Raw genomic sequence first — 24,587 nt, 5'->3', positions numbered from 1 at the left:
ATGTAATTATGGATTTTGAAATCGGACCCGGCCTGCTCAATGAAAGTGTCCTCTGGACCATTCTCTGGAGCGATGTGCTGATCTTTTTTCTGGTAGGTGCCATCACTTTTTTTATTCTGTCGTTGAAAAAAAACCCACAGAACCGGGAGCGCTGGCGACAGGTGTTCTCAACCCGGCTGGGTATGAGCACCTTTGTCATCATCATGGCCTATGTGGCGATTGCCCTGGTGGACTCGGTACATTTCCGCAAGGCACTTCCTTCGATACCATCAGCCGCACAGGGGCAAAACAGCGAGCAGGTCTTTTACAGCAACCAGGTCAACAGCCTGCTTGACCTGGCTCTGGGCGAGATGGGGGAGATGCCGGAAAGAACCTACTCTGCCCCGTTCGCCCTTAAATCCTGGAACAAGGAAAACCTGCTTCTGCCCAATGGCGAACGGGTGCGGGATTATCCCAAGCTGGCCTATGGAGGAAGCCATCTCGACAACCCTGAAGATTTCAGCAGCGATATTTTTATCAACTCGCTACCGGGTATTGCCAAAGGTTTAGCTATTGCCCTGTTGTTTATTGGTTTACATGCACTCTGGCTGAAGAAAAACGGCAGCAGCACAGCAAATCTGCAATGGCGTTCAGGCTGGATCACCTTTGCCATCATTATGGCGGTGCTTGGCTGGCTGGTGACCATGGGGAATCTTTACCATGTACTGGGTACTGACCAGGCCGGCAATGATACCCTTTATGAAAGCCTGAAGGGCATTCGCACCGGCGTATTAATCGGCACCCTGGCAACCCTGATCACCATGCCCATTGCCATTACCCTGGGTCTTGCTGCCGGCTACTTTAAAGGCTGGATTGATGATGTCGTCCAGTACATCTATACAACATTGATCTCCATTCCCGGCCTGCTGCTGATTGCGGCGTCCGTTTTGCTGTTTCAGGTCTGGATCAACAATAACCCGGATTTCTTTGAAGTGGGCCTGGAAAAAGCCGATGCCAAATTCCTGGCGCTCTGCTTTATCCTGGGTATTACCAGCTGGACGACACTGTGCCGGTTACTGCGGGCAGAAACCCTGAAAATCAGCCAGCTGGATTATGTCCAGGCAGCCCATGCTTTTGGCGTCAGCCATTTCCAGATTATCAAACGACATATTCTGCCTAACCTGAGCCATATTATTATTATCTCCTTTGTGCTCGACTTCTCCGCCCTGGTACTGGCGGAAGCGGTACTCTCCTATATTGGCGTGGGTATCGACCCGGCCATGGCCAGCTGGGGCAATATGATCAATATGGCCAGTACCGAACTCTCCCGGGAGCCAGGCATCTGGTGGAATCTCTGTGGCGCCTTTTTCCTGATGTTTACCCTGGTACTGTCGGTTAACCTGTTTTCCGACCTGGTAAACGACGCCTTTGATCCAAAAACCAGGCTGGAGTCTGCATGATGACAACTGCTTTGAAAGATCCCTCTACAGAAGTTGCCTGCAGTACCACTAAAAAGGTCGCTGCCACTGTCGCTGCCACTAAAGAGCACAGTCTTGCCCTGTCGGTGAATCAACTGAATGTTTGTTTACGACATTCGCCATATACCCCTATTTTACAGGATGTCAGCTTTCAGCTGCGCAAGGGGGAGATCTACGCCCTGGTGGGAGAATCTGGCAGCGGAAAATCAATGACAACGCTGTCAATCCTGCGACTGCTGCCAGATGCCCTGGAAATCACCAAAGGCAATATTTCTTTACCGGACACAGACCTGTTCAGTCTTACCGAACAGGAAATGGGAGATGTGCGTGGCAAAAAGATCGCCATGATTTTCCAGGACGCCCTGACCGCCCTGAACCCGGTACAAACCGTTGGCAAACAGATTGCCGAAACCCTGAAGCTGCATACCACACTGAGCGCTACTGCAATCAGGGCGCGCACCGTGGAGTTGTTTGCCGAAGTGGGCATTCCCGAACCGGAAAAGCGCGTAGACTGGTACCCTCATCAGATGTCCGGTGGCCAGCAGCAACGGGTGATGATTGCCATGGCCCTGGCCTGTGAGCCTGATATTTTGCTGGCCGACGAACCCACTACAGCCCTGGATGTCACCATCCAGAAACAGATCCTGGAACTGATTAAAAAGCTGACCCACAGCCATAAACTGGCGGTACTGCTGATTACCCATGATATGGGTGTTGTACGACAGACGGCAGATCGTGTGGGCGTGATGTACCAGGGAAAAATCATAGAACAGGGTAACTGTGGTGATTTTTTTGCTAACCCCGGAGAAGCTTATAGCCAACAGCTGATTGACAGCCTTCCCGACAGGCATGACTACCTGGCCCTTAAAGGTCAGCAACCGCTATTAAAGGTTGAAGATCTGGCCATTCATTTTCCGGTTCGCAAAGGCCTGTTGCAGCGAGTCCACAGCTATACCAGAGCGGTAGACGGGATCAGCTTTACCATTGGCAAAGGAGAGACCCTGGCATTAGTGGGCGAGTCCGGTTGTGGCAAATCCACAACCGGCCGGGCCATTCTCAACCTGGAAAAGACAACTGCTGGCAACATCTGGTATAACAATTTGCGCCTGACCAGCATGTCCCGCCGGGAAATGCTGCCTTTACGAAAAAAAGTCCAGGTCATCTTCCAGAACCCATTCTCTTCAATGAACCCACGCATGACCGTGGAGGATATTATCGAGGAGGGTATGATAAGCCTTGGCCTTGAACTGTCACATGGGGAGAGAATTGAACGGATAGAAGCCCTGCTTGCCCGGGTCAAACTGGAACCTGACCATCGGCACCGTTACCCCCATGAATTCTCTGGCGGCCAACGACAGAGGATCGCCATTGCCAGGGCCCTGGCGGTTGAGCCGGACCTTATTATCTGTGATGAGCCCACCAGTGCCCTGGATGTTTCCATCCGGGCAGAAGTGCTGGACCTGTTGCTGGAGCTGCAGCGGGAGCTGAATGTCTCTTATCTGTTTATTACCCATGATCTGTCTATTATCCCACACATTGCCCATCGCGTAGCGGTTATGCAGGGTGGGAAAATTGTGGAACAGGGTAATACCGAACAGGTACTTAACCAGCCCCGGCACGAATATACACAGAAGCTGCTGAATGCCGTGCCTGCTGTCACGTAGTGCATTATTTCAATGGGTTTGACGTGTACCATCTCCGCTCACCCTGAGTGAGATTAGATATCTTCGTGCACGTAAAACCGGTTGGCGCAGTCACAGGGACGACTTATTTAGCAGTTGATGTTGCTGCTGAACTAGCTGGTGTCGAGGTTTTGGCCGTCGTAGTTGCGGTTGAGGTTGAGGTTGAGGTTGAAGAACTTGCGTTTGTGCTTGATGGGTCAGAAGCATTAACCGCTGATGTTCCACCATTGTCTGCTGATTGTTGAGCAGCATCTGCCTCCGGGTTTTCTTTATATCCGGCATCGATATAGACGTAAGTTTTATGATCCGAGTAGAACTTGGCATTACAGTTGTTATTCAGGTTAAGCGAAGTGATTTGCCCGTAATGAGGCACCCCTTTGAAGTAGTAAGTGGGGGTAAAAAACAGGATTTCCGAAAAAGGCTGTGTAGGGCATCGGTAAGACTGCCATTTAAAATATTCATCAAACGCAGCGACAGGGCCTTGCTCAATACCGGTAGACAACGGCACGGTCACCCGGCCGATTAGTGTTGTCTCGCTGGTTTGGACATCGTAAACATGGGCTTCCCAGGTAGCACCACTCGCATCATTATCCGCTATCGTCACCATAAAATCATAGTCATGACCAACAATCCAGTCGTAGGGGATATGACAGCTGGTTCCGGCTCCGGTATCGGCACCGGGGAAACAGTACTCATAGTCAGATGTGGTGCCGCTGCCAAAAACACTGAACAGGGCAGTTTTACCATACTGACCGAGCGGTTGCAGACCAAAATAAAAGGGGTTATTGCCAGCGTGGGTGAAGTAGGTAAAAAATGCCCAGTAGTAGGCCATCGGCGCATCTGACCAGGAAACACCCTGGTCAGTCATCGGTCTCATCCGGAAACTAACCGCATCAAACCCGCTACCCGGCTGGCCACTGTTGTCAAAGTAGACATTTTGTGAACCTGTACAGCCAGCACAGACACCTTCGGCCGGAATTTTTGCTGGAGTCATTGAGCTGTCTCTTGATCACAAATAGCTACCTTGTTCTATCATTTCTCACTGATAAAACAGGTCATGCTTCCACTTTCTCCTAAACCATGGTCAGAACTAACTTTTGGATGTGCTGATTTGGGCGATACTCGACGTACAAAACGACTTGTCAAAGTTGCTGCCGAGCTTTCAGCTCATACCGGTAATTCTTTGTCATCTTCATGCGAAGGTTATACCGCACTGGTAACTGGAGCTTACCGGCTGATTGAGAATGAGGCCGTAAAGCCTGAAGCAATAGCTGAGGCAGGCTTTCAGGCAACTGCCAAAATAGCGAGACAGTCTCGCCTACTTCTGGCTCTCGAAGATACAACAACCCTGGGTTATAAACATGCTGTCAGATCCGAGCTTGGTGATCTTGGAGGTCCTGAAGGCTCTAAAACCAGAGGATTCCACGTCCACTCTGTCTTCTTGGTTGATGCGGAGTAACTATTCAGCACTGAGCAAAGGCATATTACAGTAATTCCGAACAGCTCTATGAAGTGATTGATATATGTCCATTCCCTGTTTTCTGGCAGACGACAAATAGCTGCGAATCCGTGCAAACATAGAACCACCGTCTGCACTCCTGAAGCAGCCTGAGATTTTCTGCTTTAACTTGGCCATTCGAACATCCCGCTCACTGCCATTGTTATCGAAGGGAATGGTAAAATCTGACGTAACTGTTCAGCACCCCCACATAAATCTGGAATTTTCTGATTTTTATACCATCCTCTTAAGCACCATTTTTCCACAATATTCGCCAGCATGATTCCAGAACTACCCGCAACTATGTCGGCTGAGATTCTCTTGAAAGAGAATGCAGAGCTGCGGATGAGAGTTGCCTGTCTGGAAGAGCGATGTCGAGAATTGGAAGAAAAGGTTGGCAAGAACAGTCAAAACAGCAGCAAGCCGCCATCGTCTGATGGTTATCAAAAACCTTGTAAAAACAGTAATTCTCCAGATCATTCTGACGACCTTTCCGCAGATAAAGGTACCGATCCATCGGATGAAAAACCCAATCCTAAAAGTCTGAGACAGTCTTCTGGTAATAAAGCCGGTGGAAAGAAAGGGCATCAGGGCACTTGTCTTAAACAGGTCGATATCCCTGACTATATTGAGTACCTTCCGGTTAAAGAATGCAATAAATGTCAGGCGTCTCTTCTTGATAGTGAGCCGGTCAAATATATTGAACGACAGGTGTTTGAACCAGGGAGACCGGGTGAATTTGAAGTAACGGCCCATAGAGCTGAAGTAAAAATCTGCACTTGTGGTTGTCGGAATCAGGCTGAATTCCCGGAAGGTGTTACCGCTGCCGCACAATATGGCTCAGCCACACAGGCTATGGCCGTCTATCTTAACCAATACCATTTCCTGCCTTTTAAGCGCGTGTCAGAGTATTTTAATACTCTCTATAAAATGAGTGTAAGTGCAGGCACTGTCGCCAATTTTGTGGCCAGAACCTATGAAAATCTGGCTTCTACTGAAGAGGTTATTCGTGACGCCTTGCGGGAATCGTCTGTTGCCGGAGCCGATGAAACGGGTATGCGGGCCGAGGGCTCTTTGCACTGGCTACACGTTATGCGGGATGAACAATGGACGCTCTACTACTTGTCTGAAAAGCGAGGTCGTGAGGCCATGGACACGATGGGCATACTGCTAACATTTGCAGGCGTTCTGGTTCATGATCATTGGAAATCCTATTTTGCATATGCGGCAACTCACGTACTTTGCAATGCCCATCACCTGAGGGAGCTTTTGGGTGTTGTTGATAGGGACAGCAATCAACTGGCGTTGCGATTGATGAAGCTACTGAGGCTTTCCTGGCATTACTGCAAGGGCTTTAAGACCATAGGTATGCTACAGATGCCAAGTGTTGTCTGTGAACGAATCGAGAAGATTTATGACCGGTTGCTTCAGCGGGCTCTAATGAAAGAAGTCGTCTATATGGAGAAGCAACGAGAGGAGCTTAAGCGCAAGAAAGTCAAGAATACTAAAGCTTACAATCTCTTCAAACGACTCACTGAGTTCAAGGCTGAGACACTGCGCTTCATGTCAGATTTTACCATTCCCTTCGATAACAATGGCAGTGAGCGGGATGTTCGAATGGCCAAGTTAAAGCAGAAAATCTCAGGCTGCTTCAGGAGTGCAGACGGTGGTTTTATGTTTGCACGGATTCGCAGCTATTTGTCGTCTGCCAGAAAACAGGGAATGGACATATATCAATCACTTCATAGAGCTGTTCGGAATTACTGTAATATGCCTTTGCTCAGTGCTGAATAGTTACAATCTGACATGAAGCGCAGTGTCTCAGCCTTGAACTCAGTGAGTCGTTTGAAGAGATTGTAAGCTTTAGTATTCTTGACTTTCTTGCGCTTAAGCTCCTCTCGTTGCTTCTCCATATAGACGACTTCTTTCATTAGAGCCCGCTGAAGCAACCGGTCATAAATCTTCTCGATTCGTTCACAGACAACACTTGGCATCTGTAGCATACCTATGGTCTTAAAGCCCTTGCAGTAATGCCAGGAAAGCCTCAGTAGCTTCATCAATCGCAACGCCAGTTGATTGCTGTCCCTATCAACAACACCCAAAAGCTCCCTCAGGTGATGGGCATTGCAAAGTACGTGAGTTGCCGCATATGCAAAATAGGATTTCCAATGATCATGAACCAGAACGCCTGCAAATGTTAGCAGTATGCCCATCGTGTCCATGGCCTCACGACCTCGCTTTTCAGACAAGTAGTAGAGCGTCCATTGTTCATCCCGCATAACGTGTAGCCAGTGCAAAGAGCCCTCGGCCCGCATACCCGTTTCATCGGCTCCGGCAACAGACGATTCCCGCAAGGCGTCACGAATAACCTCTTCAGTAGAAGCCAGATTTTCATAGGTTCTGGCCACAAAATTGGCGACAGTGCCTGCACTTACACTCATTTTATAGAGAGTATTAAAATACTCTGACACGCGCTTAAAAGGCAGGAAATGGTATTGGTTAAGATAGACGGCCATAGCCTGTGTGGCTGAGCCATATTGTGCGGCAGCGGTAACACCTTCCGGGAATTCAGCCTGATTCCGACAACCACAAGTGCAGATTTTTACTTCAGCTCTATGGGCCGTTACTTCAAATTCACCCGGTCTCCCTGGTTCAAACACCTGTCGTTCAATATATTTGACCGGCTCACTATCAAGAAGAGACGCCTGACATTTATTGCATTCTTTAACCGGAAGGTACTCAATATAGTCAGGGATATCGACCTGTTTAAGACAAGTGCCCTGATGCCCTTTCTTTCCACCGGCTTTATTACCAGAAGACTGTCTCAGACTTTTAGGATTGGGTTTTTCATCCGATGGATCGGTACCTTTATCTGCGGAAAGGTCGTCAGAATGATCTGGAGAATTACTGTTTTTACAAGGTTTTTGATAACCATCAGACGATGGCGGCTTGCTGCTGTTTTGACTGTTCTTGCCAACCTTTTCTTCCAATTCTCGACATCGCTCTTCCAGACAGGCAACTCTCATCCGCAGCTCTGCATTCTCTTTCAAGAGAATCTCAGCCGACATAGTTGCGGGTAGTTCTGGAATCATGCTGGCGAATATTGTGGAAAAATGGTGCTTAAGAGGATGGTATAAAAATCAGAAAATTCCAGATTTATGTGGGGGTGCTGAACAGTTACGATGCGGATACAGAGCGAAGCATTGGGCTTATTGATCAAGAACGATGGGTTAGAGAGGACGTTCAGCGGGGGAAAAAGAACCAACGTCGTCAGCTACCTTACGAGGGAAAGGAAAGCTTTAAGTGGCAAAGAGCCTCTGAAAACACAGAACAAAGGATGGGGGGTAAAATGCCTGACATCATCAGTGTTTGCGACCGGGAGGCGGATATATACGAATATATGCACTACAAACTGGATAACCGACAGCGGTTTGTTGTAAGAGCTACACAAAACAGAATCCTGGTGGATGGCGAACTCTTATTATTTGATTCCTTAGCTCAGACTGAAGTGTTGGGGAAATATACGATAGTGGTTCCTCAAAAAGGAGGTAGAAAGAAGCGAAAGGCAACGCTGCAGGTCAAAAGAAAGAAGATGACAATACAGGCGCCGCAAAGGCCAGGCGGCAGGCCGGAACCGGTAACTATGAATATTGTGTCGGCTGAAGAGATTGGCAATGACTCCGAAGACCGTTTGCACTGGGTACTATTGACAACTGAAGATATTGAAACATTCGAAGACTGTCGCTCTATCATTCGATTTTACGAGCTCCGATGGCGAATAGAAGAGTTCCATAAGGCTTGGAAATCGGGAGCAGGAGTAGAAAGGCTTCGTCTGCAATCTCCGGATAACATTGAACGACTTGCGGTCATATTAATGTTTGTCGCTGTCAGACTAATGCAAATCCGTGAAGCATTAATGTTACCGAATGACAGGCAGCACAAAGACAGAAAGCTTTGGAGTGAAAAAACACTCGCGAATGAGGTGGTCAGTGATGATGAATGGCAGGTTCTCTGGCTAACCTATGAAAAAAAAGCGTTGCCCGATAAGCCGCCAACAGTCACTTGGCTGCTTCAAACGATTGCTCGGCTTGGTGGTTGGGGTGATTCAAAGCATACAGGGCAGCCCGGCTGGTTAGTGGTATGGGAAGGCTGGGCGAAATTGCAGGATCGGGTAAAAACCTGGCAGATAGCCCGGCAGTTCAGCGCTGGAGAGATGTGATCAAGAGTCAGGTCATTGAGGGGGGGTGCTCGATTTGTGCCAGGGTGGTCGGTGGTTGTTTTTGCAAGGCGGCATTGGCCAGGGCAGCGGTTTCAGCGGCGGCTTCGTCCGGCAGGTATCGCCAATAGTGGTTACTGGTTTCGTTCGTAGGAAAATAGGTGCAATACCCTCCATTCGGGCCAAGGGTAGTTAATTGAAAATAATCGGTCTTGCCAGTGTATTTATTGTGATAGATAAATACATCCCCAACCGTATTAAGACAATTGTCGTTAGCCCATTGCTGAAAGCTAACATTCTGAGTGGTGGTGGTATCTGCAGACGCAGCCATAATCCACAAGGAGCAAGCGGACATTAGGAATTTCTTGTTCATAACAGCACACGGTATGAGATGAATTAACAAATGTAAGGATATAAGACATCTGATTAATGTAATGATCATGAACCAGTGTAGATCAATTAAATATCCGCCGCGCAAACAATGCCGTAAACAATGGCGATTGTTTTTCTTATTGCCACCACAGTCTCTCAAATGCTGATGTCTCGCTAATTCAACCACTTCATTTACAACTATCTCTATTATGCAACTTCCCCACTATTTTGGAGTCATATATTTGCAAAAGAGATATAAGTGGCCAAATTCATGTTCTCTTTAAATACAGGAATCCACTCAAGACTTTTCCAACCCTGGCAACCGGTTACGTCTGCAGAGTCACCAATGCAAACGACTGCCCATCAACCGGAATATATTGAATTGCCCGAGGTTCATCGTTACGAGGAACTGGAAACCCATGCTTCTTTTCCTGAGATAAAATCCCGTTTCCTGAGTGATATTCTGGAAATGAAGCAACAGGCATCCCACTTTGTTAATCATCAGTACGACGAATCAATCAGTACTTTTTACGACAAACTGCAATCACCGCCTGAATATCTCAAAGACAGCCTGCTGCCCCTGTATCGTGAAACGCGTTTCCAGATTCATCAGTTAGTCATGCAACTTAAGGATCAACAAAACGATCCAACCGTTGACAACAAAGATTATATTGCCTCTGTGCTTCATGACTGCCTGAACGGTATTGAGTATTGCCCTGCCGGTGTTCATAGCCGCTTCAGTCAAAGTTTTCTGAATCTTGAAGCCTCCCGGGCAGGATTGGGTGGGAAACTCTACAAGATAAGGAGTGAGCTGTTTCATCAATTTATTCAGTCATTCCTGCTTGATCAGCAACGGGAGGGATTGATTACGCTATTGCCAAGCATGGAAATTCACTGGTTCAACAGCTTTCACAATCTTTTATGTGAGCCTCTGGGGCTTGCTCCCATCGTTGACCCAATGGCACCGAACAGTCTGAGTGATGTCCTGACCCGGCGGTTTCTTTCTGCTGCCCCCCTGTCTGTCAATGCCTGTACCATCCTGCGTAAACTCTCGTCAGAGTGGTCAGATCAACTGAGCGCAACCCTTGAAAAAATGGGAGTGCAGGCTTGGGAAAACGAAGCGATTGTTCCCGCTGAACTGACTTCAGACAGAACGGGTATTCTTGAAAGCACACTCTTTAAACCGGTCAATCATTTACTGAAAACAACAGAAGAGCAGTCGCTTGATATTTGGGCCATGATCGAGGAAACGAGCAATGGCAACTATCACCTTGGCCGGTATCGGGAGAAGTTACTGGCCTGGGCGGCCCACCATTTCAGTGAGTCATCAGCCCGGGTGTTCACCGCTACTCCCCAAGGCGTCGATTCGCTATTGTATATCGGGACAATAAATGAACTCTTCTTCTGGGTATTTCGTCATGACCAACGCTTGTCCGCAGGGCAGGCTTGTAGTTTTGCCGCAGATAATCACACCACGCTGACATTACTTTATTTAACGTTGATTGACTTTTCAACCTGGCCTGAGTCAACCGCTTATGCCCTGCTCACTCAGGCGATGGAGCAGACGGATCAGGCTGAACATATTGCCTTGTTTTTCCTGCAACACACCACCATCAAACAGCTAGGTAAAACACCCGCGATGGTTAAGGCACTTGCCAACCAGCTCTGTGACAAGCTGATCAAAAACGACAACATCTTTAAAGAAAGGTTGTGTCAGTGCGTATGTGATCATTTTGCCTCTGATAAAACAACCATTGCTCCGGGCATTGCTCCGGGCGCTCTGGACTGGCTGATCAATACACCACTGCTGAAGCCGGTCTTGCTGAGGCTGCAACAACAAGGAATAGATATTTCGCCAATCACAAAAAAACTGGCCAGCTGGCAGATCTCCGATTTTTCACACGACGACATAAAAAAATTGTTGCCCCCCAACGATTGTCTGCAGCTATTCAACCAGGCATTTAAGCTGAAGCAGGCAGAAACCCTGTCCAATCTGTTGTTAACCGGTCGTTGCGATCAATTGACCCGTCGCTTGAACGATGAACAGGAAACCCCCATGGCTTTCTTTGCCCGTTCCGGTAATTTACCCGGGTTGGAATACCTGCTGGAATTGGACAACCCGGAGGTTAACCAAAAAGACATCTTCGGCTGGACGCCTCTGTTCAGCGCTGCCAGATACGGCCACACAACGTGCGTCAAGGCGTTACTGAACGCCCCCGGCATTAACGTCAATAAGAAGAATAAGCATAGCTTGACGCCCCTGAACTGCGCGGCCAGATACGGCCACACAGAGTGCGTCAAGGCGTTACTGGCCGCCCCAGGCATTGACGTCAATCCCAATCCACATGGCTGGACGCCTCTGAATAGCGCCGCCAGATATGGCCACGCAGAGTGCGTCAAGGCGTTACTGGCCGCCCCCGGCATTGATGTCAATGGCAAACAGTGTGGCTGGACCCCCCTGAACAGCGCAGTCCGGTACGGATATACAGAGTGCGTCAAGGTGTTACTGGCCGCCCCCGGCATTGACGTCAATGGGAAGAATAAGGATGGTTTGACGCCCCTGAACTGCGCAGCCAGATACGGCCACACAGCGTGCGTTGTGGCGTTACTGGCCGCCCCCGGTATTAACGTCAATGAGAAATGCAGGGATGGCTGGATGCCCCTGGGCTGCGCAACCAGAGAAGGCCACATAGAGTGCGTCAGGGTGTTACTGGCCGCCCCCGGAATAGACGTCAATGAGAAGGATGACTTTGGCTGGACGCCTCTGACCATCGCTGCCAGATACGGCCACGCAGAGTGCATCAGGACGTTGCTGGCTGTTCCCGGGATTCACGTCAATCAGAAGGATAACGGTGGCTGGACGTCCCTGACCATCGCTGCCAGATACGGCCACGCAGAGTGCGTCATGGCGTTACTGGCCGCCCCCGGCATTGACGTTAATAAGGAGACCGACAATGGCTGGACCCCCCTGAACTGTGCTGCCGGATATGGCCACGCAAAGTGCGTCAGTGCGTTACTGGCCACCCCCGGAATTAACGTCAATGGAAAGAGTATTAGTGGCTGGTCAGCTCTGAACAGCGCTGCCATAGAAGGCCGTGCAGAGTGCGTCAAGGCGTTACTGGCAGCCTCTGGCATTGACATCAATGAGAAGAATAACAATGGCTGGACTCCTCTGCACTGCGCTGCCAGCATAGGCCATACAGAGTGCGTCAAGGCGTTGCTGGCCGCCCCCGGCATTGACATCAATGAGAAGAATAACGATGGCTGGACTCCTCTGCACTGCGCTGCCAGTAAAGGCCATACAGAGTGCGTCAAGGCGTTGCTGGCCGCCCCCGGCATTGACATCAATGAGAAGAATGACGATGACTTGACACCCCTGAACTGTGCTGTCAGACACAGCCACGGCAGGTGCATCACCGCGCTACTGAATGCCCTCGCTGACTCAATGCGAAACGAGCTGGCTTGAGGTCCCGGAACAGCGCTGCCAGATTCAGCGGCACGATTGAACTGAACGAAGTGCGGCGAGGCGTTACTGACTGCCCCGGTACCCCCCATCATCCTCATCATCCCCATTCTCCCTATCATCCCCATCATAATGGTGCGTAACTTAAGATAATCGGCTACTATCACCCGGTTATCATTGACCTGACAACCACCCTGAACCATGGACTTCAACCGGATATCCGGCCTGCGCAGCCATCCTGCCTGGCGTTTATTGCAAGCGGACAGCGCACCACTGATCATCAGTTTCCTTTACCGCACATTTATCGCCACCAACCAGCGCTCCATCGCTGCCGAGGAACTGGCAACCCGGCTGGATGATTATCTCCATCACCTGCGGGAAACCAATGGCGAGAAGCTTTTTCCCCGCAAAGGACGGGACTATCTCAACGACTGGTCCAGTGGTGAACAGGGTTATCTGCGCAAATATTATCCGGCGGCCAACATTGGTGATGAGCCACTGTTTGACCTGACGCCGGCCACGGAAAAGGTGATTGAGTGGATTGCCAGCTTTGAGCAAAAGCAGTTTGTCGGTACCGAGTCCCGACTGCTGACCATATTCCGCCTGTTGCGGGAGATCGCCGACGAGACTGAAACCGACCCCACCTTGCGCATTGCCCAACTGGAACAGGAGAAGCAGGCCATTGAACGGAAAATCGCCCAGCTCCGGGATGGCCATATCGCTCCTCACGACAGTACCCGCATCAAGGAAAAATTCCTGCAGGCGGAAGAGACGGCAAGACAGCTGTTGTCCGACTTCCGTCAGGTAGAGGAGAACTTCCGGGCCCTGGACCGGGGCGTTCGTGAACGCATCACCACCAGCAACAGCGGCAAGGGACAGATGCTGGATACCATTTTCTCTGAGCAGGATACCATTACCGAATCTGACCAGGGTCGCAGTTTCAAGGCGTTCTGGAGCTGGCTCATGTCACCGGTCAGTCAGGATGAACTTCAGGACACTTTGTACAAAGTGCTGGTGCTGCCAGAGATCAATGCCCTGAACCAGGAACAGGACCCTCTGCTGGACGGTATCCGTTTCCGCCTGCTGGAAGCGGGGGAAAAAGTCAACAGCACCTGCGCCCTGTTAGTGGAGCAGCTGCGCCGTTACCTGGACGACCAGGCCTGGCTGGAAAACCGCCGGATTATGGAAATTGTGCGGGACATTGAACAAAGCGCCATCGCTATTCGCCAGAACCCACCACCGGAGAAAGTGTTTACCAGCCTGGCTCCGTTAAAGCCTGAAATAGAGCTACCCATGGCTCGGGGTCTATTCCGCCCGGCCCTGCGCCCGGTCATTGATGAAGTGCCCGAAGAGGGTGAAGCGGATGTGGATACCAGCGCCCTCTACCGTCAGCACTATGTGGATGAACAGGTATTAAAGGGGCAGATCCGCTTCGCCCTGCATACCCGCACGCAGATTACCCTGTCTGAGCTGGTGGAACTGTATCCGGTGAAAAAAGGACTCAGTGAAGTGGTCGCCTATCTCCATATCGCGTCGGAGTCGGACCGGGCGCTGGTCAATACGGAACATACTCAGGCTATACCCTGGGTGGACAGTAGTGGCAGGGAAAAATCTGCCTGGATGCCTGCAGTGATATTTACCCGATAATTTCAACCATTGGCTTTTGGCATATCGAAATGAGTGAAGAAAAACCGGCATCAGCCACCGACAGCCTTGGCCTGGTAGTGGTCAATCTGATGAAAGGCGTTGTCTACCGTGATCAAAACCCTGCCGTCTGGCAGCAACTGGAGGAACGCCACGCACCGGTACTGGACTATGTCCGGGTCATGGGGCTGGACTTGATCCTGGATGAAGCCGAAGGCTATGCCTTTTTACGTCAGCTGAATGACGAAGAAACAGAAGACAAACCAGAATCGGCCAAACTACCCAAACTGGTGGCCCGTCGCCCCCTGAGTTTTCCCGTCAGCCTGCTCTGTGTGTTGCTGCGCAAAAAGATGGTGGAGCAGGATGCCAGTGGTGGCGATGCCCGCCTGATCCTGACCCGGGAGCAGATCGTTGAGATGATGCGGGTGTTCCTGCCGGACCGGGCCAATGAAGCCCGGCTTTTTGACCAGATCGACACCCACATCAACCAAGGTGGCTGAATTTGGCTTTCTGAAAAAACTCTCCGGTAATCCACCCGCCTGGGAAGTGCGCCGTATTATCAAGGCACTGGTGGACGCCGACTGGCTGGCCGATTTTAACGACAAACTCAAGGTATACCGGGACCATGCAGACACACTCGTTTGATTTTTCCGACAACCCGATCCGGGCCGGGTTCCGGCTGGCATCGCTGGAAGTGCTGAACTGGGGCACTTTTCACAAAAAAATCTGGGTGGCCAATCCCGATGGTGATAACAGCCTGCTGACTGGCGATATCGGCTCCGGCAAATCCACCCTGGTGGACGGGCTGACCACCCTGCTGGTCCCCAGCCAGAAGATTACCTACAACAAGGCGGCCGGGGCAGAAACCAGGGAACGTAACCTCACCTCCTATGTGCGCGGTTACTATAAAAGCGCAAAAGATGACGACACCCTCAGCGCCAAGGCGGTGGCCCTGCGGGACCACAACAGCTACAGCGTGCTGCTGGCCCGGTTTGTCAACGAAGGCTTTGACCAGACCATCACCCTGGCCCAGGTATTCTGGAGCCGGGACAACAGCAACACACCGGAACGGTTCTATGTAGTGGCCCGCAAACCGTTGTCCATTGCCAGACAGTTCAGCGGCTTTGGCAGCGATATTGCTGATCTGAAAAAGAAACTGAAGCGCATGGACCATGTCAAACTGTTCGACAGCTTCAGCCAGTACCAGGCGGAGTTCCGGCGCCAGATGGGTATTGACAACGACCAGGCCCTGGAACTGCTCTATCAAACCGTCTCCATGAAATCGGTTGGCAACCTGACCGAGTTTGTCCGCAGTCATATGCTGGAAAGCACCGATGCGCAAGAGAAAGTCAACGAACTCAGCCGTCAGTTTGACAACCTGAACCGGGCCCATGAAGCCGTTCTGAAAGCCCGCCAGCAGATTGACCTGCTGGCGCCACTGATTCAGAACTGTGACCAGTATGAGGCGCTGGAAGCCGGGATTGCTTCCCTGCGCCAATGTCGTGAGGCGCTGTACGGCTATTTTGCCGATCAAAAAATCACTCTGCTGACCCAGCGTATTGAACGGCGTGAGCAGGAACAACAAAAGCTGGAGGCCCGTTTGCAGGAACTGCGCCTGGCCATTGAAGTGCTGCGCACCACCAGCCGGGAGCTGGAACGGGCCATAGACCAGAACGGTGGCCAGCGGTTGTCGGAACTGAAAACCGAACTGGAACGGCTCGACCGGGAACGAAGCCGTATTGCCAGGGCCTGCGATGACTATCTGGGCATTTGCCGGACACTGGAACTACCGGAACCAGTGGACGACGATGGTTTTTACCACAATCGTCAGCAGGCAAAAAGCAGCCAGGAGTCCCTGGAAAAAGAGCAGGCCGAACTGCAGAACCGTCAGGTGGAACATGCCGTAACGCTGCAATCCCTGCGCCACCAGCATCAGGAGCTGGAACAGGAAATTACCTCTCTGAAAAGCCGTCAGTCCAATATTCCCAGTCGCAACCTGGCCATTCGTCAGGCCCTGAGTGATCGTCTGGATCTGCCGGAATCTACCCTGCCCTTTGCCGGTGAGCTGTTGCAGGTTCGGGAGGAAGACCGGCACTGGGAAGGTGCGGTAGAACGGGTCCTGCATAATTTCGCCCTGAGTCTGCTGGTACCCGATGAGCATTATCAGGCAGTAGCCGACTATGTGGACCGCACTCATCTGAAGGGACGACTGGTCTACTACCGGGTTCGCCAGCCTGCCCGCAGCGCCATTGACCCTATTGATCCCCGATCACTCTGCCGTAAGGTTTCCATCAAAACCGACAGCCAGTTCTACACCTGGCTGGAACAGGAACTGGCCCAGCGCTTTGACTATATCTGCTGCGACCAGTTGGATGATTTCCGCCGGGAAACCCGGGCCATTACCACCTCTGGACAGATCAAAAGCGGTGGCAGCCGCCATGAGAAAGACGACCGTTACCGTATCGATGATCGGTCCCGCTTTGTTTTGGGCTGGAGCAACCGGGAGAAAATATTCACTCTGGAGGCTTCCCGGCAACAGCTGGAAGAGCAAATCCAGCAGTCCGCTACAGCCCAGGCCCGATTCAGCCAGCAGATGAAACAACTGGGTCATCGTCAGCTGCAGCTGGAGCTATTGCTGAAGGTGACCAGTTTTGCCGACATCCACTGGCAGCCCCTGGCGATACAAATAGACTCCCTGGAGCAGGAAAAGCAGCAGCTGGAATCCGGCTCCGATATTCTACGCACCCTGCGGGAGCGACTGGAAAAGTGCGAGGCCAGAACCCGGGAAAAAGAAGATCAGGAGCGGAAACTGGCCAGGGAGTCCGGCACCGCCGAAGAGAAACTGAAGCAGGACCGCAACCTGCTGAAACAGTCCGAGAAACAGCTGGCAGAACTGCCGGAAGCACTGCGGGAACAGAGCTTTCCAACGCTTGCAGAAATGGAACCGGATGCCCTGGGTGAGCGGAAAATCACTATTGAGAGTTGCGACAGCTGTCAGGTCGACATGCGGAAGTGGTTACAAAATCGACTGGATAAACGAGTCGATAAAGCAAGGGAACTGTCCGCCAGAATTACCGGACAGATGGCCGATTATAAAAACGCCTACCCCCAGGAAACCCGTGAAGTGGATGCCGCCATGGGCTCCGTGGCCGAGTTTTCTGCCATGCTGGACACCCTGCAGGGGGAAGACCTGCCCCGGCATGAACAGCGCTTCAAGCAGATGTTGAATGAGGGCACCATTCATAATATGGCCATGTTCCAGAACTGGCTGGACCACCAGCAACAGACCATCCGGGACAAAATTGCCACCATCAATCGCTCTCTGGCGGCCATTGATTACAGTGAAGGGACTTATATACGGCTGGTGGCTGACAATCACCGTGACCCGGAAATCAACCAGTTTAAAATCGATCTGCGCAACTGTCTCGGGGATACCCTGAGCGCCGATAACAGCGACGATGCCTATGCAGAAAACAAGTTCCTGCAGGTGAAAACCATTGTCGAACGGTTCAATGGCCGGGAAGGCCAGACCGAACTGGATAAACGCTGGACCCGCAAGGTCACCGATGTGCGCAACTGGTTTCTGTTCAATGCCTCGGAACGCTATCGGGAAGACGACTCGGAGAAGGAGTTTTACTCCGATGCTGGTGGTAAATCCGGTGGCCAGAAAGAAAAGCTGGCCTACACCATCCTGGCGGCAGCCCTGGCCTATCAGCTAGGGCTTGAATGGGGGGAAAACCGTTCCCGCTCCTTTCGTTTTGTGATGATCGACGAGGCCTTTGGCCGTGGCTCCGATGAGTCCGCACGCTATGGTTTGGAGCTGTTCCGCAAGTTGAACCTGCAACTGCTCATTGTCACTCCACTGCAGAAAATCCATGTGATTGAGGATTATGTTAACTCTGTCCACTTTGTCCATAACCAGGGGGGCAACCACTCCATGCTGCGCAACCTGACCATTGAGCAATACCGCCAGGAGAAACAGCAGGAGCAGGAACGGCAGCAGCAGAGGGAAGCCGATGCGGACTCAGCCACTACATTAGTGCCTGAATAATTTACCTGCTTTTTTGCCACGAGGTACAGAGGCACAACACAGAGATACAACACAGAGACACAACACAGAGACACAAAAAGAAGCGTTTAAAACGCCGTGCCTCTGTGGCCAATCACTCTTACAGTGCAGGTTAAGCTCATTATAATCAGTCCGGTCAATTGCCAGCATGATATCCCTGAAAGAACTGCAACAAAAAGCTCTGCGGCCCTGGACATCGGGGGCATTTTTAAAAAGCGTACTCCGTGATGAACCCTTGTTCCCACTGGAGATCGCCTTTCGCAAACCATCCGGTAAAACCCTCAGCCAGGACTATGGGAAAGTCCGGGACTGGATCGCCCTGCTGCATAACCACAGCAAGGCAGTCAAAGGCAGTGGCTATACCCTGGAATACCGCAGTATCAACCACCAGCAATTGGGCCCGCAACGCATTCCTGTGCGGATTCACTTTGTTGACCGGGAGGATTGGCTGGGTTTTATCGGCAAGGTAAAAGCCTTTCGACAATTTGATGAACTGGCAGGCTCTACCCGCCGGGCATTCCCCGGATTACTGCCCTGGCTGCAGCTGAAACCATTAAAGGCCCTGGAGCTGGCAGACAGCTGGCCACAGCTGCTGAAGGTCTGCCGCTACTTTCAACTGAATCCGCAACCCGGTCGTTATATCCGACAGCTGGATATTCAGGGCGTTGATAGCAAATTTATCGAAAACCACAAGGGCGTCTTATCAGAGCTGCTGAGTCAGGTTCTGGACCCGGAAGATTTTGACGCCACCATTACCGGACTGGCAGAAAATGGCTTTGAACGACGTTTTGGTTTGCGCTTCGATGAGCCATTAATCCGCTACCGCCTGTTGGACAGTGCTGCACTGGTAACGGACATCACCGTACCGGTTTCCCAGTTTATCGACCCGGGTGTGGGCAGGGTGTTTATTACCGAAAACAAGGTCAACGGCCTGGCCTTTCCAGCGGTTTCCGACGCCATGGTTATTTTCGGGCTGGGCTATGGTATTCAATCACTGTCGCTCATTGACTGGTTACGAAGCAAAGAGATCAGTTACTGGGGAGATATTGATACCCACGGCTTTGCCATTCTGTCCCGCTTACGCCACCACTTCCCCCGGGCCCGCTCACTGCTGATGGATGAAACCACTCTGACCCGGCATCTGGATTTATGTACAGAGGAACCGGAAAACAAAAGATTTACCGGTGAACTTGCCCACTTAACGCCCACTGAACAGCAACTGTTTTCAGCCCTGAAAAACAACCGACACGGAAAAAACCTCAGGTTGGAGCAGGAGCGTATCGGTTATGGCTGGCTGCTCGACGCTTTGTGATTTGTCTGCTCCTTCATCTGAAGCGGAAACGAGCTATTTCTCAACAAAGGCCCTTTCAATAACATAATCAGCTACATCACCGAGATGAGCGGATGCTGTAAAGCCAAGATTATCCAGAATCGCACAGGTATCATTGAGCATGGCCTGACTGCCACAAATCATGGCCTTATCGGTTTCTGGATTCAGTGGTGGAAGGTCCAGATCATTACACAGCTGACCATGGGTAATCAGGTCCGTCAGCCGGCCGGTATTTCTGAATAGCTCACGGGTAACCGTTGGGTAATAGACCAGCTTATGACGTATCTCCCCTCCCAGATAGTCATGGTTGGGCAGATCATCCATCAGGTAGTCGTGATAGGCCAGTTCACTGACGTAGCGAACACCATGGACAAGTATGACCCTGTCAAACCGTTCATAGGTTTCCGGGTCTTTGATAATACTCATGAACGGAGCAAGGCCCGTTCCGGTAGCAAAAAGGAACAGGTTTTGGGCTGGCTTCAAATCACCCACCATCAGCGTACCAACCGGCTTGCGGCTCATCAGCACCGAATCCCCCGGCTGTACATGTTGAAGCCTGGAAGTCAGGGCCCCATCAGGTACCTTGATGCTAAGGAACTCAAGGTGCTCCTCATAGTTGGCACTGGCAATACTGTATGCCCGCATCAATGGTTTGCCCTCAACCTCAAGGCCGAGCATAACAAAATGGCCATTATGAAATCTGAACGATGGGTCTCGGGTTGTGGTGAAGCTGAACAGTGTATCGCTCCAATGCGTCACGGTTAATACGGTTTCTTGATTAAATGCTGACATACCCTGCTTCTTGTTCGTTATTTGCGTCCTTACCAAGGGTGATTTCGGAATCCATATCCGAAGGAGGCGCCAGATCTTTCTATCAGCGTCCTCAAAACCAAGGGTAACTTTAGCAAAGTCCGGGTAAAAATACTGGCCTCCTAGAGTTTTCACCTACAACGGCGTTTTTATGCCCCTGAGTATTCTGATCTGCCAGGTCACCAGCTTTAACTGTTCGTGCATCCACCTGACGCCGGGCAATATGATTCGCCGAGAGATAACCAAACGTCATCGCGGGTCCAATGGTTGAACCGGCACCGGGATAGGTTTGCTTCATTACCGAAGCGGAGGTATTACCAATCGCGTAAAGTCCTGAGATTGCTCTGCCATCCTCTCTAAGTACCTGACCATCGACGTCGGTCACCAAGCCACCCTTAGTGCCAATATCGCCAATATTGACTTTAACCGCATAGAACGGGCCTTTCTCCAGGGGGCCAAGGCATGGGTTAGGCGAGGTATTCGGGTCACCGTAATAACGGTCAAACAGAGAATCCCCTTTGCCAAACTCAGGATCTTTGCCCTCTGCAGAGTAATGATTGTAATTGGTAACCGTTTCCTGCAACCCGGTAGCATCCACTCCGATTTTTTCTGCCAGTGCCTCAAGACTTTGTGCTTTTTGGAAGAAATTCTTATAGCGCTTTGGAACCGCCTTATCCGGCACGGCATAGCCTGGCAATAAAGCACCACAGGGGTATTTATGACGGTATTGGGCATCAAAAACAAACCAGCATGGTACAGATTCAGTGCCATACATGCCGTCCCCAAAATCATTATAGGGAGCCGCTTCATTCATAAAGCGCTTGCCGTCTTTATTGATCAGAATGCAGTTGGGTAAAGCGCGCTCTACAAACATGGCCCTGGAACGGGTTTCACCCGCAACATGGCTGGTCGGCGCCCACCAACTGTGTGCCATTAATGCGGTTGCTGCCCCAAGGTTCAGACCAGCCTGGATACCATCCCCTGTATTAATACCCTCTGGCGCAGCACTCCAGAGAGTCCGGGAAGGCTGAGGATGATATTTATCCCGCATGGCCTGATTACTTTCAAAGCCTCCGGCACCGATGATCACCCCTTTTCGGGCTTTGATCCTGACCGGCTTGCCATCACGGTTAACCACTACACCAATAACCTGACCGTTTGCATTCACCAGTGACTCCATCGGGCTGTTCAACCATAAAGGTATATCTCTATCCAGCATAGAAGCTCGCAAAGCGGCAATCAGCGCATTGCCCATGGTAAGGTAACGGTCCCGTCCGGATTTCAAACGCCAGAAAATATCCCGGTAATAACGCCACAGGATTCTCATACTGGTCAGCAGAAAACCTTTGCCACGGCAGAGCAATACTCGTGCTTCTTTCATGGTCATGGCCATTCGCCCCAGCATCAGTGTGGCGGGTGTCGTCGGTCTTAAGTTGGCAAACTCACCGCCCAGTTTACCGGCATGGAAAGGGATGGGATCCATGGAGCGATAGCCCGGCATTCCCCCTGGCAGTTCCGGGTAGTAATCCGCATAGGCTGACTGGGCTTCGTAGCGAACCCGCGTGTTCTCTTCGAGGTAACGGAGCATTTTTTTCGCATTGGTTACATAAGCCTCAATACGACCATCACCCGGCTCTTCTCCGATAACCCGTTTGGCTCTTTTCGGGTTACAGACTGCTCTGCAATGAAAATTGGCCAAAGGCCTTGATATACAATGCCTTCAGGAAACTGCTGGCTAAATATTGCCAAGCCCTGCCACAGGAGGATTCCAGCCTGATTTATGAAATCAGCAGTCTGCAATACGAAAAGAGCCACCCGTTTAATGTAATCAACGGCCATCTCATCTGAGTCGTTGATGCCCATTGACTGCATCTGAAAACTGTTCGGAATCCAGATGCCGCCGCCAGAGATGGCTGAGGTACCGCCATACTGACTGGTCTTTTCCACCACCAATGTTTTCAGACCAAGATCATGGGTTCGCAGTGAGGCAGTTAATGCACCTGCACCAGATCCCACGACAACCACATCAACAATGGTGTCCCAGGGTTTGCTCCTGTTTTTTTTATTATTGTGCATAGCCTTGTCCGGGAATAAGGAAGGTTATTGGTATCGCCATGAATGTGGTGACATAATCCATCTATAGTGGACTGCTGAAGTGGACCACAAAGGCAGGCGACGTCAATGATGGATTATTGCCGCCATCAGCTAAACTCTCATCCTTTAAAAAGACGTAACTATTCAGCACTGAGCAAAGGCATATTACAGTAATTCCGAACAGCTCTATGAAGTGATTGATATATGTCCATTCCCTGTTTTCTGGCAGACGACAAATAGCTGCGAATCCGTGCAAACATAGAACCACCGTCTGCACTCCTGAAGCAGCCTGAGATTTTCTGCTTTAACTTGGCCATTCGAACATCCCGCTCACTGCCATTGTTATCGAAGGGAATGGTAAAATCTGACATGAAGCGCAGTGTCTCAGCCTTGAACTCAGTGAGTCGTTTGAAGAGATTGTAAGCTTGGCTCTTTTCGGGTTACAGACTGCTCTGCAATGAAAATTGGCCAAAGGCCTTGATATACAATGCCTTCAGGAAACTGCTGGCTAAATATTGCCAAGCCCTGCCACAGGAGGATTCCAGCCTGATTTATGAAATCAGCAGTCTGCAATACGAAAAGAGCCGTAAGCTTTAGTATTCTTGACTTTCTTGCGCTTAAGCTCCTCTCGTTGCTTCTCCATATAGACGACTTCTTTCATTAGAGCCCGCTGAAGCAACCGGTCATAAATCTTCTCGATTCGTTCACAGACAACACTTGGCATCTGTAGCATACCTATGGTCTTAAAGCCCTTGCAGTAATGCCAGGAAAGCCTCAGTAGCTTCATCAATCGCAACGCCAGTTGATTGCTGTCCCTATCAACAACACCCAAAAGCTCCCTCAGGTGATGGGCATTGCAAAGTACGTGAGTTGCCGCATATGCAAAATAGGATTTCCAATGATCATGAACCAGAACGCCTGCAAATGTTAGCAGTATGCCCATCGTGTCCATGGCCTCACGACCTCGCTTTTCAGACAAGTAGTAGAGCGTCCATTGTTCATCCCGCATAACGTGTAGCCAGTGCAAAGAGCCCTCGGCCCGCATACCCGTTTCATCGGCTCCGGCAACAGACGATTCCCGCAAGGCGTCACGAATAACCTCTTCAGTAGAAGCCAGATTTTCATAGGTTCTGGCCACAAAATTGGCGACAGTGCCTGCACTTACACTCATTTTATAGAGAGTATTAAAATACTCTGACACGCGCTTAAAAGGCAGGAAATGGTATTGGTTAAGATAGACGGCCATAGCCTGTGTGGCTGAGCCATATTGTGCGGCAGCGGTAACACCTTCCGGGAATTCAGCCTGATTCCGACAACCACAAGTGCAGATTTTTACTTCAGCTCTATGGGCCGTTACTTCAAATTCACCCGGTCTCCCTGGTTCAAACACCTGTCGTTCAATATATTTGACCGGCTCACTATCAAGAAGAGACGCCTGACATTTATTGCATTCTTTAACCGGAAGGTACTCAATATAGTCAGGGATATCGACCTGTTTAAGACAAGTGCCCTGATGCCCTTTCTTTCCACCGACTTTATTACCAGAAGACTGTCTCAGACTTTTAGGATTGGGTTTTTCATCCGATGGATCGGTACCTTTATCTGCGGAAAGGTCGTCAGAATGATCTGGAGAATTACTGTTTTTACAAGGTTTTTGATAACCATCAGACGATGGCGGCTTGCTGCTGTTTTGACTGTTCTTGCCAACCTTTTCTTCCAATTCTCGACATCGCTCTTCCAGACAGGCAACTCTCATCCGCAGCTCTGCATTCTCTTTCAAGAGAATCTCAGCCGACATAGTTGCGGGTAGTTCTGGAATCATGCTGGCGAATATTGTGGAAAAATGGTGCTTAAGAGGATGGTATAAAAATCAGAAAATTCCAGATTTATGTGGGGGTGCTGAACAGTTACAAAAAGACTAACGACCCTGAGTAGCCAGAAATATTCGATTC

21 protein-coding genes and 1 pseudogene are annotated in these 24,587 nt (G+C 50.6%); 12 read left to right on the top strand and 10 right to left on the bottom strand.

The window, feature by feature from the left end; translation table 11 throughout:
- Positions 1-8: 8 nt before the first annotated feature.
- Both MJO57_RS11115 and MJO57_RS11110 read left to right on the top strand, forming a co-directional pair.
- Positions 9-1,439, top strand: a complete 1,431-nt coding sequence (locus MJO57_RS11115; RefSeq protein WP_252025343.1) for an ABC transporter permease — start codon at positions 9-11, stop codon at positions 1,437-1,439.
- The gene (locus MJO57_RS11110) at positions 1,436-3,121 is read left to right on the top strand and encodes an ABC transporter ATP-binding protein (protein ID WP_252025341.1); all 1,686 of its coding nucleotides are present in this window, start codon (positions 1,436-1,438) and stop codon (positions 3,119-3,121) included. The genes MJO57_RS11115 and MJO57_RS11110 overlap by 4 nt, the downstream gene beginning before the upstream one ends.
- Positions 3,122-3,224: 103 nt before the next feature.
- Here the strand turns inward: MJO57_RS11110 and MJO57_RS11105 are convergent, their stop codons facing one another.
- Complete coding sequence (locus MJO57_RS11105; RefSeq protein WP_252025339.1) at positions 3,225-4,133, bottom strand: DUF3472 domain-containing protein; 909 nt, start codon at positions 4,131-4,133, stop codon at positions 3,225-3,227.
- A gap of 63 nt (positions 4,134-4,196) precedes the next feature.
- On the opposite strand from MJO57_RS11105, the gene MJO57_RS11100 reads away from it, so the two are divergent.
- Positions 4,197-4,598, top strand: a complete 402-nt coding sequence (locus MJO57_RS11100) for a transposase DNA-binding-containing protein (protein WP_252025337.1) — start codon at positions 4,197-4,199, stop codon at positions 4,596-4,598.
- Here MJO57_RS11100 and MJO57_RS11095 read toward each other — a convergent pair whose 3' ends face one another.
- Positions 4,599-4,775, bottom strand: a complete 177-nt coding sequence (locus MJO57_RS11095; protein ID WP_252025336.1) for a hypothetical protein — start codon at positions 4,773-4,775, stop codon at positions 4,599-4,601.
- The gene (locus MJO57_RS11090) at positions 4,763-4,918 is read right to left on the bottom strand and encodes a hypothetical protein (RefSeq protein ID WP_252025334.1); all 156 of its coding nucleotides are present in this window, start codon (positions 4,916-4,918) and stop codon (positions 4,763-4,765) included. Before MJO57_RS11090 ends, MJO57_RS11095 begins: the two co-directional genes overlap by 13 nt.
- Between MJO57_RS11090 and MJO57_RS11085 the strand changes: the two genes are divergently transcribed.
- Complete coding sequence (locus MJO57_RS11085; RefSeq protein ID WP_252017851.1) at positions 4,917-6,431, top strand: IS66 family transposase; 1,515 nt, start codon at positions 4,917-4,919, stop codon at positions 6,429-6,431. The genes MJO57_RS11090 and MJO57_RS11085 overlap by 2 nt on opposite strands.
- Here MJO57_RS11085 and MJO57_RS11080 read toward each other — a convergent pair.
- Positions 6,398-7,729 carry an IS66 family transposase gene (locus MJO57_RS11080; protein WP_252025332.1) on the bottom strand — a complete coding sequence of 444 codons (1,332 nt, stop codon included), beginning with the start codon at positions 7,727-7,729 and terminating at the stop codon, positions 6,398-6,400. The genes MJO57_RS11085 and MJO57_RS11080 overlap by 34 nt on opposite strands.
- On the opposite strand from MJO57_RS11080, the gene MJO57_RS32730 reads away from it, so the two are divergent.
- On the top strand, positions 7,728-7,853 hold the full coding sequence (locus MJO57_RS32730; protein WP_256493273.1) for a hypothetical protein: 126 nt from the start codon (positions 7,728-7,730) through the stop codon (positions 7,851-7,853). The genes MJO57_RS11080 and MJO57_RS32730 overlap by 2 nt on opposite strands.
- On the top strand, positions 7,804-8,856 hold the full coding sequence (locus MJO57_RS11075; RefSeq protein WP_252025330.1) for an IS4 family transposase: 1,053 nt from the start codon (positions 7,804-7,806) through the stop codon (positions 8,854-8,856). Before MJO57_RS32730 ends, MJO57_RS11075 begins: the two co-directional genes overlap by 50 nt.
- A 7-nt stretch (positions 8,857-8,863) precedes the next feature.
- On the opposite strand, the gene MJO57_RS11070 is transcribed toward MJO57_RS11075, so the two are convergent.
- Positions 8,864-9,184, bottom strand: coding sequence for a hypothetical protein (locus MJO57_RS11070; RefSeq protein WP_252025328.1), 321 nt, complete (start codon positions 9,182-9,184; stop codon positions 8,864-8,866).
- Between the two features lie 387 nt (positions 9,185-9,571).
- On the opposite strand from MJO57_RS11070, the gene MJO57_RS11065 reads away from it, so the two are divergent.
- The 6 genes from MJO57_RS11065 to MJO57_RS11040 all read left to right on the top strand — a co-directional run bounded on the left by MJO57_RS11065 (position 9,572) and on the right by MJO57_RS11040 (position 19,713).
- Positions 9,572-12,691: an ankyrin repeat domain-containing protein gene (locus MJO57_RS11065; protein ID WP_252025326.1), complete on the top strand. Its 3,120-nt coding sequence runs from the start codon at positions 9,572-9,574 to the stop codon at positions 12,689-12,691.
- A 198-nt stretch (positions 12,692-12,889) separates the two neighbouring features.
- The gene (locus MJO57_RS11060; protein WP_252025324.1) at positions 12,890-14,335 is read left to right on the top strand and encodes a DUF3375 domain-containing protein; all 1,446 of its coding nucleotides are present in this window, start codon (positions 12,890-12,892) and stop codon (positions 14,333-14,335) included.
- A 29-nt stretch (positions 14,336-14,364) separates the two neighbouring features.
- Positions 14,365-14,832: a DUF4194 domain-containing protein gene (locus MJO57_RS11055; RefSeq protein WP_252025322.1), complete on the top strand. Its 468-nt coding sequence runs from the start codon at positions 14,365-14,367 to the stop codon at positions 14,830-14,832.
- On the top strand, positions 14,825-14,977 hold the full coding sequence (locus MJO57_RS11050; protein WP_252025320.1) for a DUF4194 domain-containing protein: 153 nt from the start codon (positions 14,825-14,827) through the stop codon (positions 14,975-14,977). The genes MJO57_RS11055 and MJO57_RS11050 overlap by 8 nt, the downstream gene beginning before the upstream one ends.
- Positions 14,958-18,383, top strand: coding sequence for an ATP-binding protein (locus MJO57_RS11045; protein ID WP_252025318.1), 3,426 nt, complete (start codon positions 14,958-14,960; stop codon positions 18,381-18,383). The genes MJO57_RS11050 and MJO57_RS11045 overlap by 20 nt, the downstream gene beginning before the upstream one ends.
- Before the next feature lie 166 nt (positions 18,384-18,549).
- Positions 18,550-19,713 carry a DUF3322 domain-containing protein gene (locus MJO57_RS11040; RefSeq protein ID WP_252025316.1) on the top strand — a complete coding sequence of 388 codons (1,164 nt, stop codon included), beginning with the start codon at positions 18,550-18,552 and terminating at the stop codon, positions 19,711-19,713.
- 33 nt (positions 19,714-19,746) lie between these two features.
- Here MJO57_RS11040 and MJO57_RS11035 read toward each other — a convergent pair whose 3' ends face one another.
- The 5 genes and pseudogenes from MJO57_RS11035 to MJO57_RS11015 all read right to left on the bottom strand — a co-directional run bounded on the left by MJO57_RS11035 (position 19,747) and on the right by MJO57_RS11015 (position 24,457).
- Positions 19,747-20,523, bottom strand: a complete 777-nt coding sequence (locus MJO57_RS11035) for a ferredoxin--NADP reductase (RefSeq protein WP_252025314.1) — start codon at positions 20,521-20,523, stop codon at positions 19,747-19,749.
- Between the two features lie 109 nt (positions 20,524-20,632).
- Positions 20,633-22,129 carry an FAD-binding protein gene (locus MJO57_RS11030; RefSeq protein WP_252025312.1) on the bottom strand — a complete coding sequence of 499 codons (1,497 nt, stop codon included), beginning with the start codon at positions 22,127-22,129 and terminating at the stop codon, positions 20,633-20,635.
- Positions 22,130-22,143: 14 nt separating this feature from the next.
- Complete coding sequence (locus tag MJO57_RS11025; RefSeq protein ID WP_252025310.1) at positions 22,144-22,617, bottom strand: FAD-binding protein; 474 nt, start codon at positions 22,615-22,617, stop codon at positions 22,144-22,146.
- A 158-nt stretch (positions 22,618-22,775) separates the two neighbouring features.
- A pseudogene (locus tag MJO57_RS11020) lies at positions 22,776-23,060 on the bottom strand (transposase); the annotation flags it as partial.
- A 134-nt stretch (positions 23,061-23,194) separates the two neighbouring features.
- On the bottom strand, positions 23,195-24,457 hold the full coding sequence (locus tag MJO57_RS11015; protein ID WP_252025308.1) for an IS66 family transposase: 1,263 nt from the start codon (positions 24,455-24,457) through the stop codon (positions 23,195-23,197).
- Positions 24,458-24,587 lie beyond the last annotated feature (130 nt).

Source organism: Endozoicomonas sp. SCSIO W0465, from assembly GCF_023716865.1.
GTDB lineage: Bacteria > Pseudomonadota > Gammaproteobacteria > Pseudomonadales > Endozoicomonadaceae > Endozoicomonas.
This window is presented reverse-complemented; position numbering and strand designations above follow the sequence as displayed.

Bases quoted from the DNA above. Each gene is read 5' to 3' on its own strand.
- MJO57_RS11090 (WP_252025334.1), bottom strand. From the start codon at position 4,918: ATGCTGGCGAATATTGTGGAAAAATGGTGCTTAAGAGGATGGTATAAA.
- MJO57_RS11080 (WP_252025332.1), bottom strand. From the start codon at position 7,729: ATGATTCCAGAACTACCCGCAACTATGTCGGCTGAGATTCTCTTGAAA.
- MJO57_RS11065 (WP_252025326.1), top strand. From the start codon at position 9,572: ATGCAAACGACTGCCCATCAACCGGAATATATTGAATTGCCCGAGGTT.
- MJO57_RS11045 (WP_252025318.1), top strand. From the start codon at position 14,958: ATGCAGACACACTCGTTTGATTTTTCCGACAACCCGATCCGGGCCGGG.
- MJO57_RS11035 (WP_252025314.1), bottom strand. From the start codon at position 20,523: ATGTCAGCATTTAATCAAGAAACCGTATTAACCGTGACGCATTGGAGC.
- MJO57_RS11055 (WP_252025322.1), top strand. From the start codon at position 14,365: ATGAGTGAAGAAAAACCGGCATCAGCCACCGACAGCCTTGGCCTGGTA.
- MJO57_RS11015 (WP_252025308.1), bottom strand. From the start codon at position 24,457: ATGATTCCAGAACTACCCGCAACTATGTCGGCTGAGATTCTCTTGAAA.
- MJO57_RS11110 (WP_252025341.1), top strand. From the start codon at position 1,436: ATGATGACAACTGCTTTGAAAGATCCCTCTACAGAAGTTGCCTGCAGT.
- MJO57_RS11085 (WP_252017851.1), top strand. From the start codon at position 4,917: ATGATTCCAGAACTACCCGCAACTATGTCGGCTGAGATTCTCTTGAAA.
- MJO57_RS11115 (WP_252025343.1), top strand. From the start codon at position 9: ATGGATTTTGAAATCGGACCCGGCCTGCTCAATGAAAGTGTCCTCTGG.
- MJO57_RS11030 (WP_252025312.1), bottom strand. From the start codon at position 22,129: ATGCTCCGTTACCTCGAAGAGAACACGCGGGTTCGCTACGAAGCCCAG.
- MJO57_RS11060 (WP_252025324.1), top strand. From the start codon at position 12,890: ATGGACTTCAACCGGATATCCGGCCTGCGCAGCCATCCTGCCTGGCGT.
- MJO57_RS11025 (WP_252025310.1), bottom strand. From the start codon at position 22,617: ATGCACAATAATAAAAAAAACAGGAGCAAACCCTGGGACACCATTGTT.
- MJO57_RS32730 (WP_256493273.1), top strand. From the start codon at position 7,728: ATGCTGGCGAATATTGTGGAAAAATGGTGCTTAAGAGGATGGTATAAA.
- MJO57_RS11070 (WP_252025328.1), bottom strand. From the start codon at position 9,184: ATGGCTGCGTCTGCAGATACCACCACCACTCAGAATGTTAGCTTTCAG.
- MJO57_RS11105 (WP_252025339.1), bottom strand. From the start codon at position 4,133: ATGACTCCAGCAAAAATTCCGGCCGAAGGTGTCTGTGCTGGCTGTACA.
- MJO57_RS11095 (WP_252025336.1), bottom strand. From the start codon at position 4,775: ATGGCCAAGTTAAAGCAGAAAATCTCAGGCTGCTTCAGGAGTGCAGAC.
- MJO57_RS11100 (WP_252025337.1), top strand. From the start codon at position 4,197: ATGCTTCCACTTTCTCCTAAACCATGGTCAGAACTAACTTTTGGATGT.
- MJO57_RS11040 (WP_252025316.1), top strand. From the start codon at position 18,550: ATGATATCCCTGAAAGAACTGCAACAAAAAGCTCTGCGGCCCTGGACA.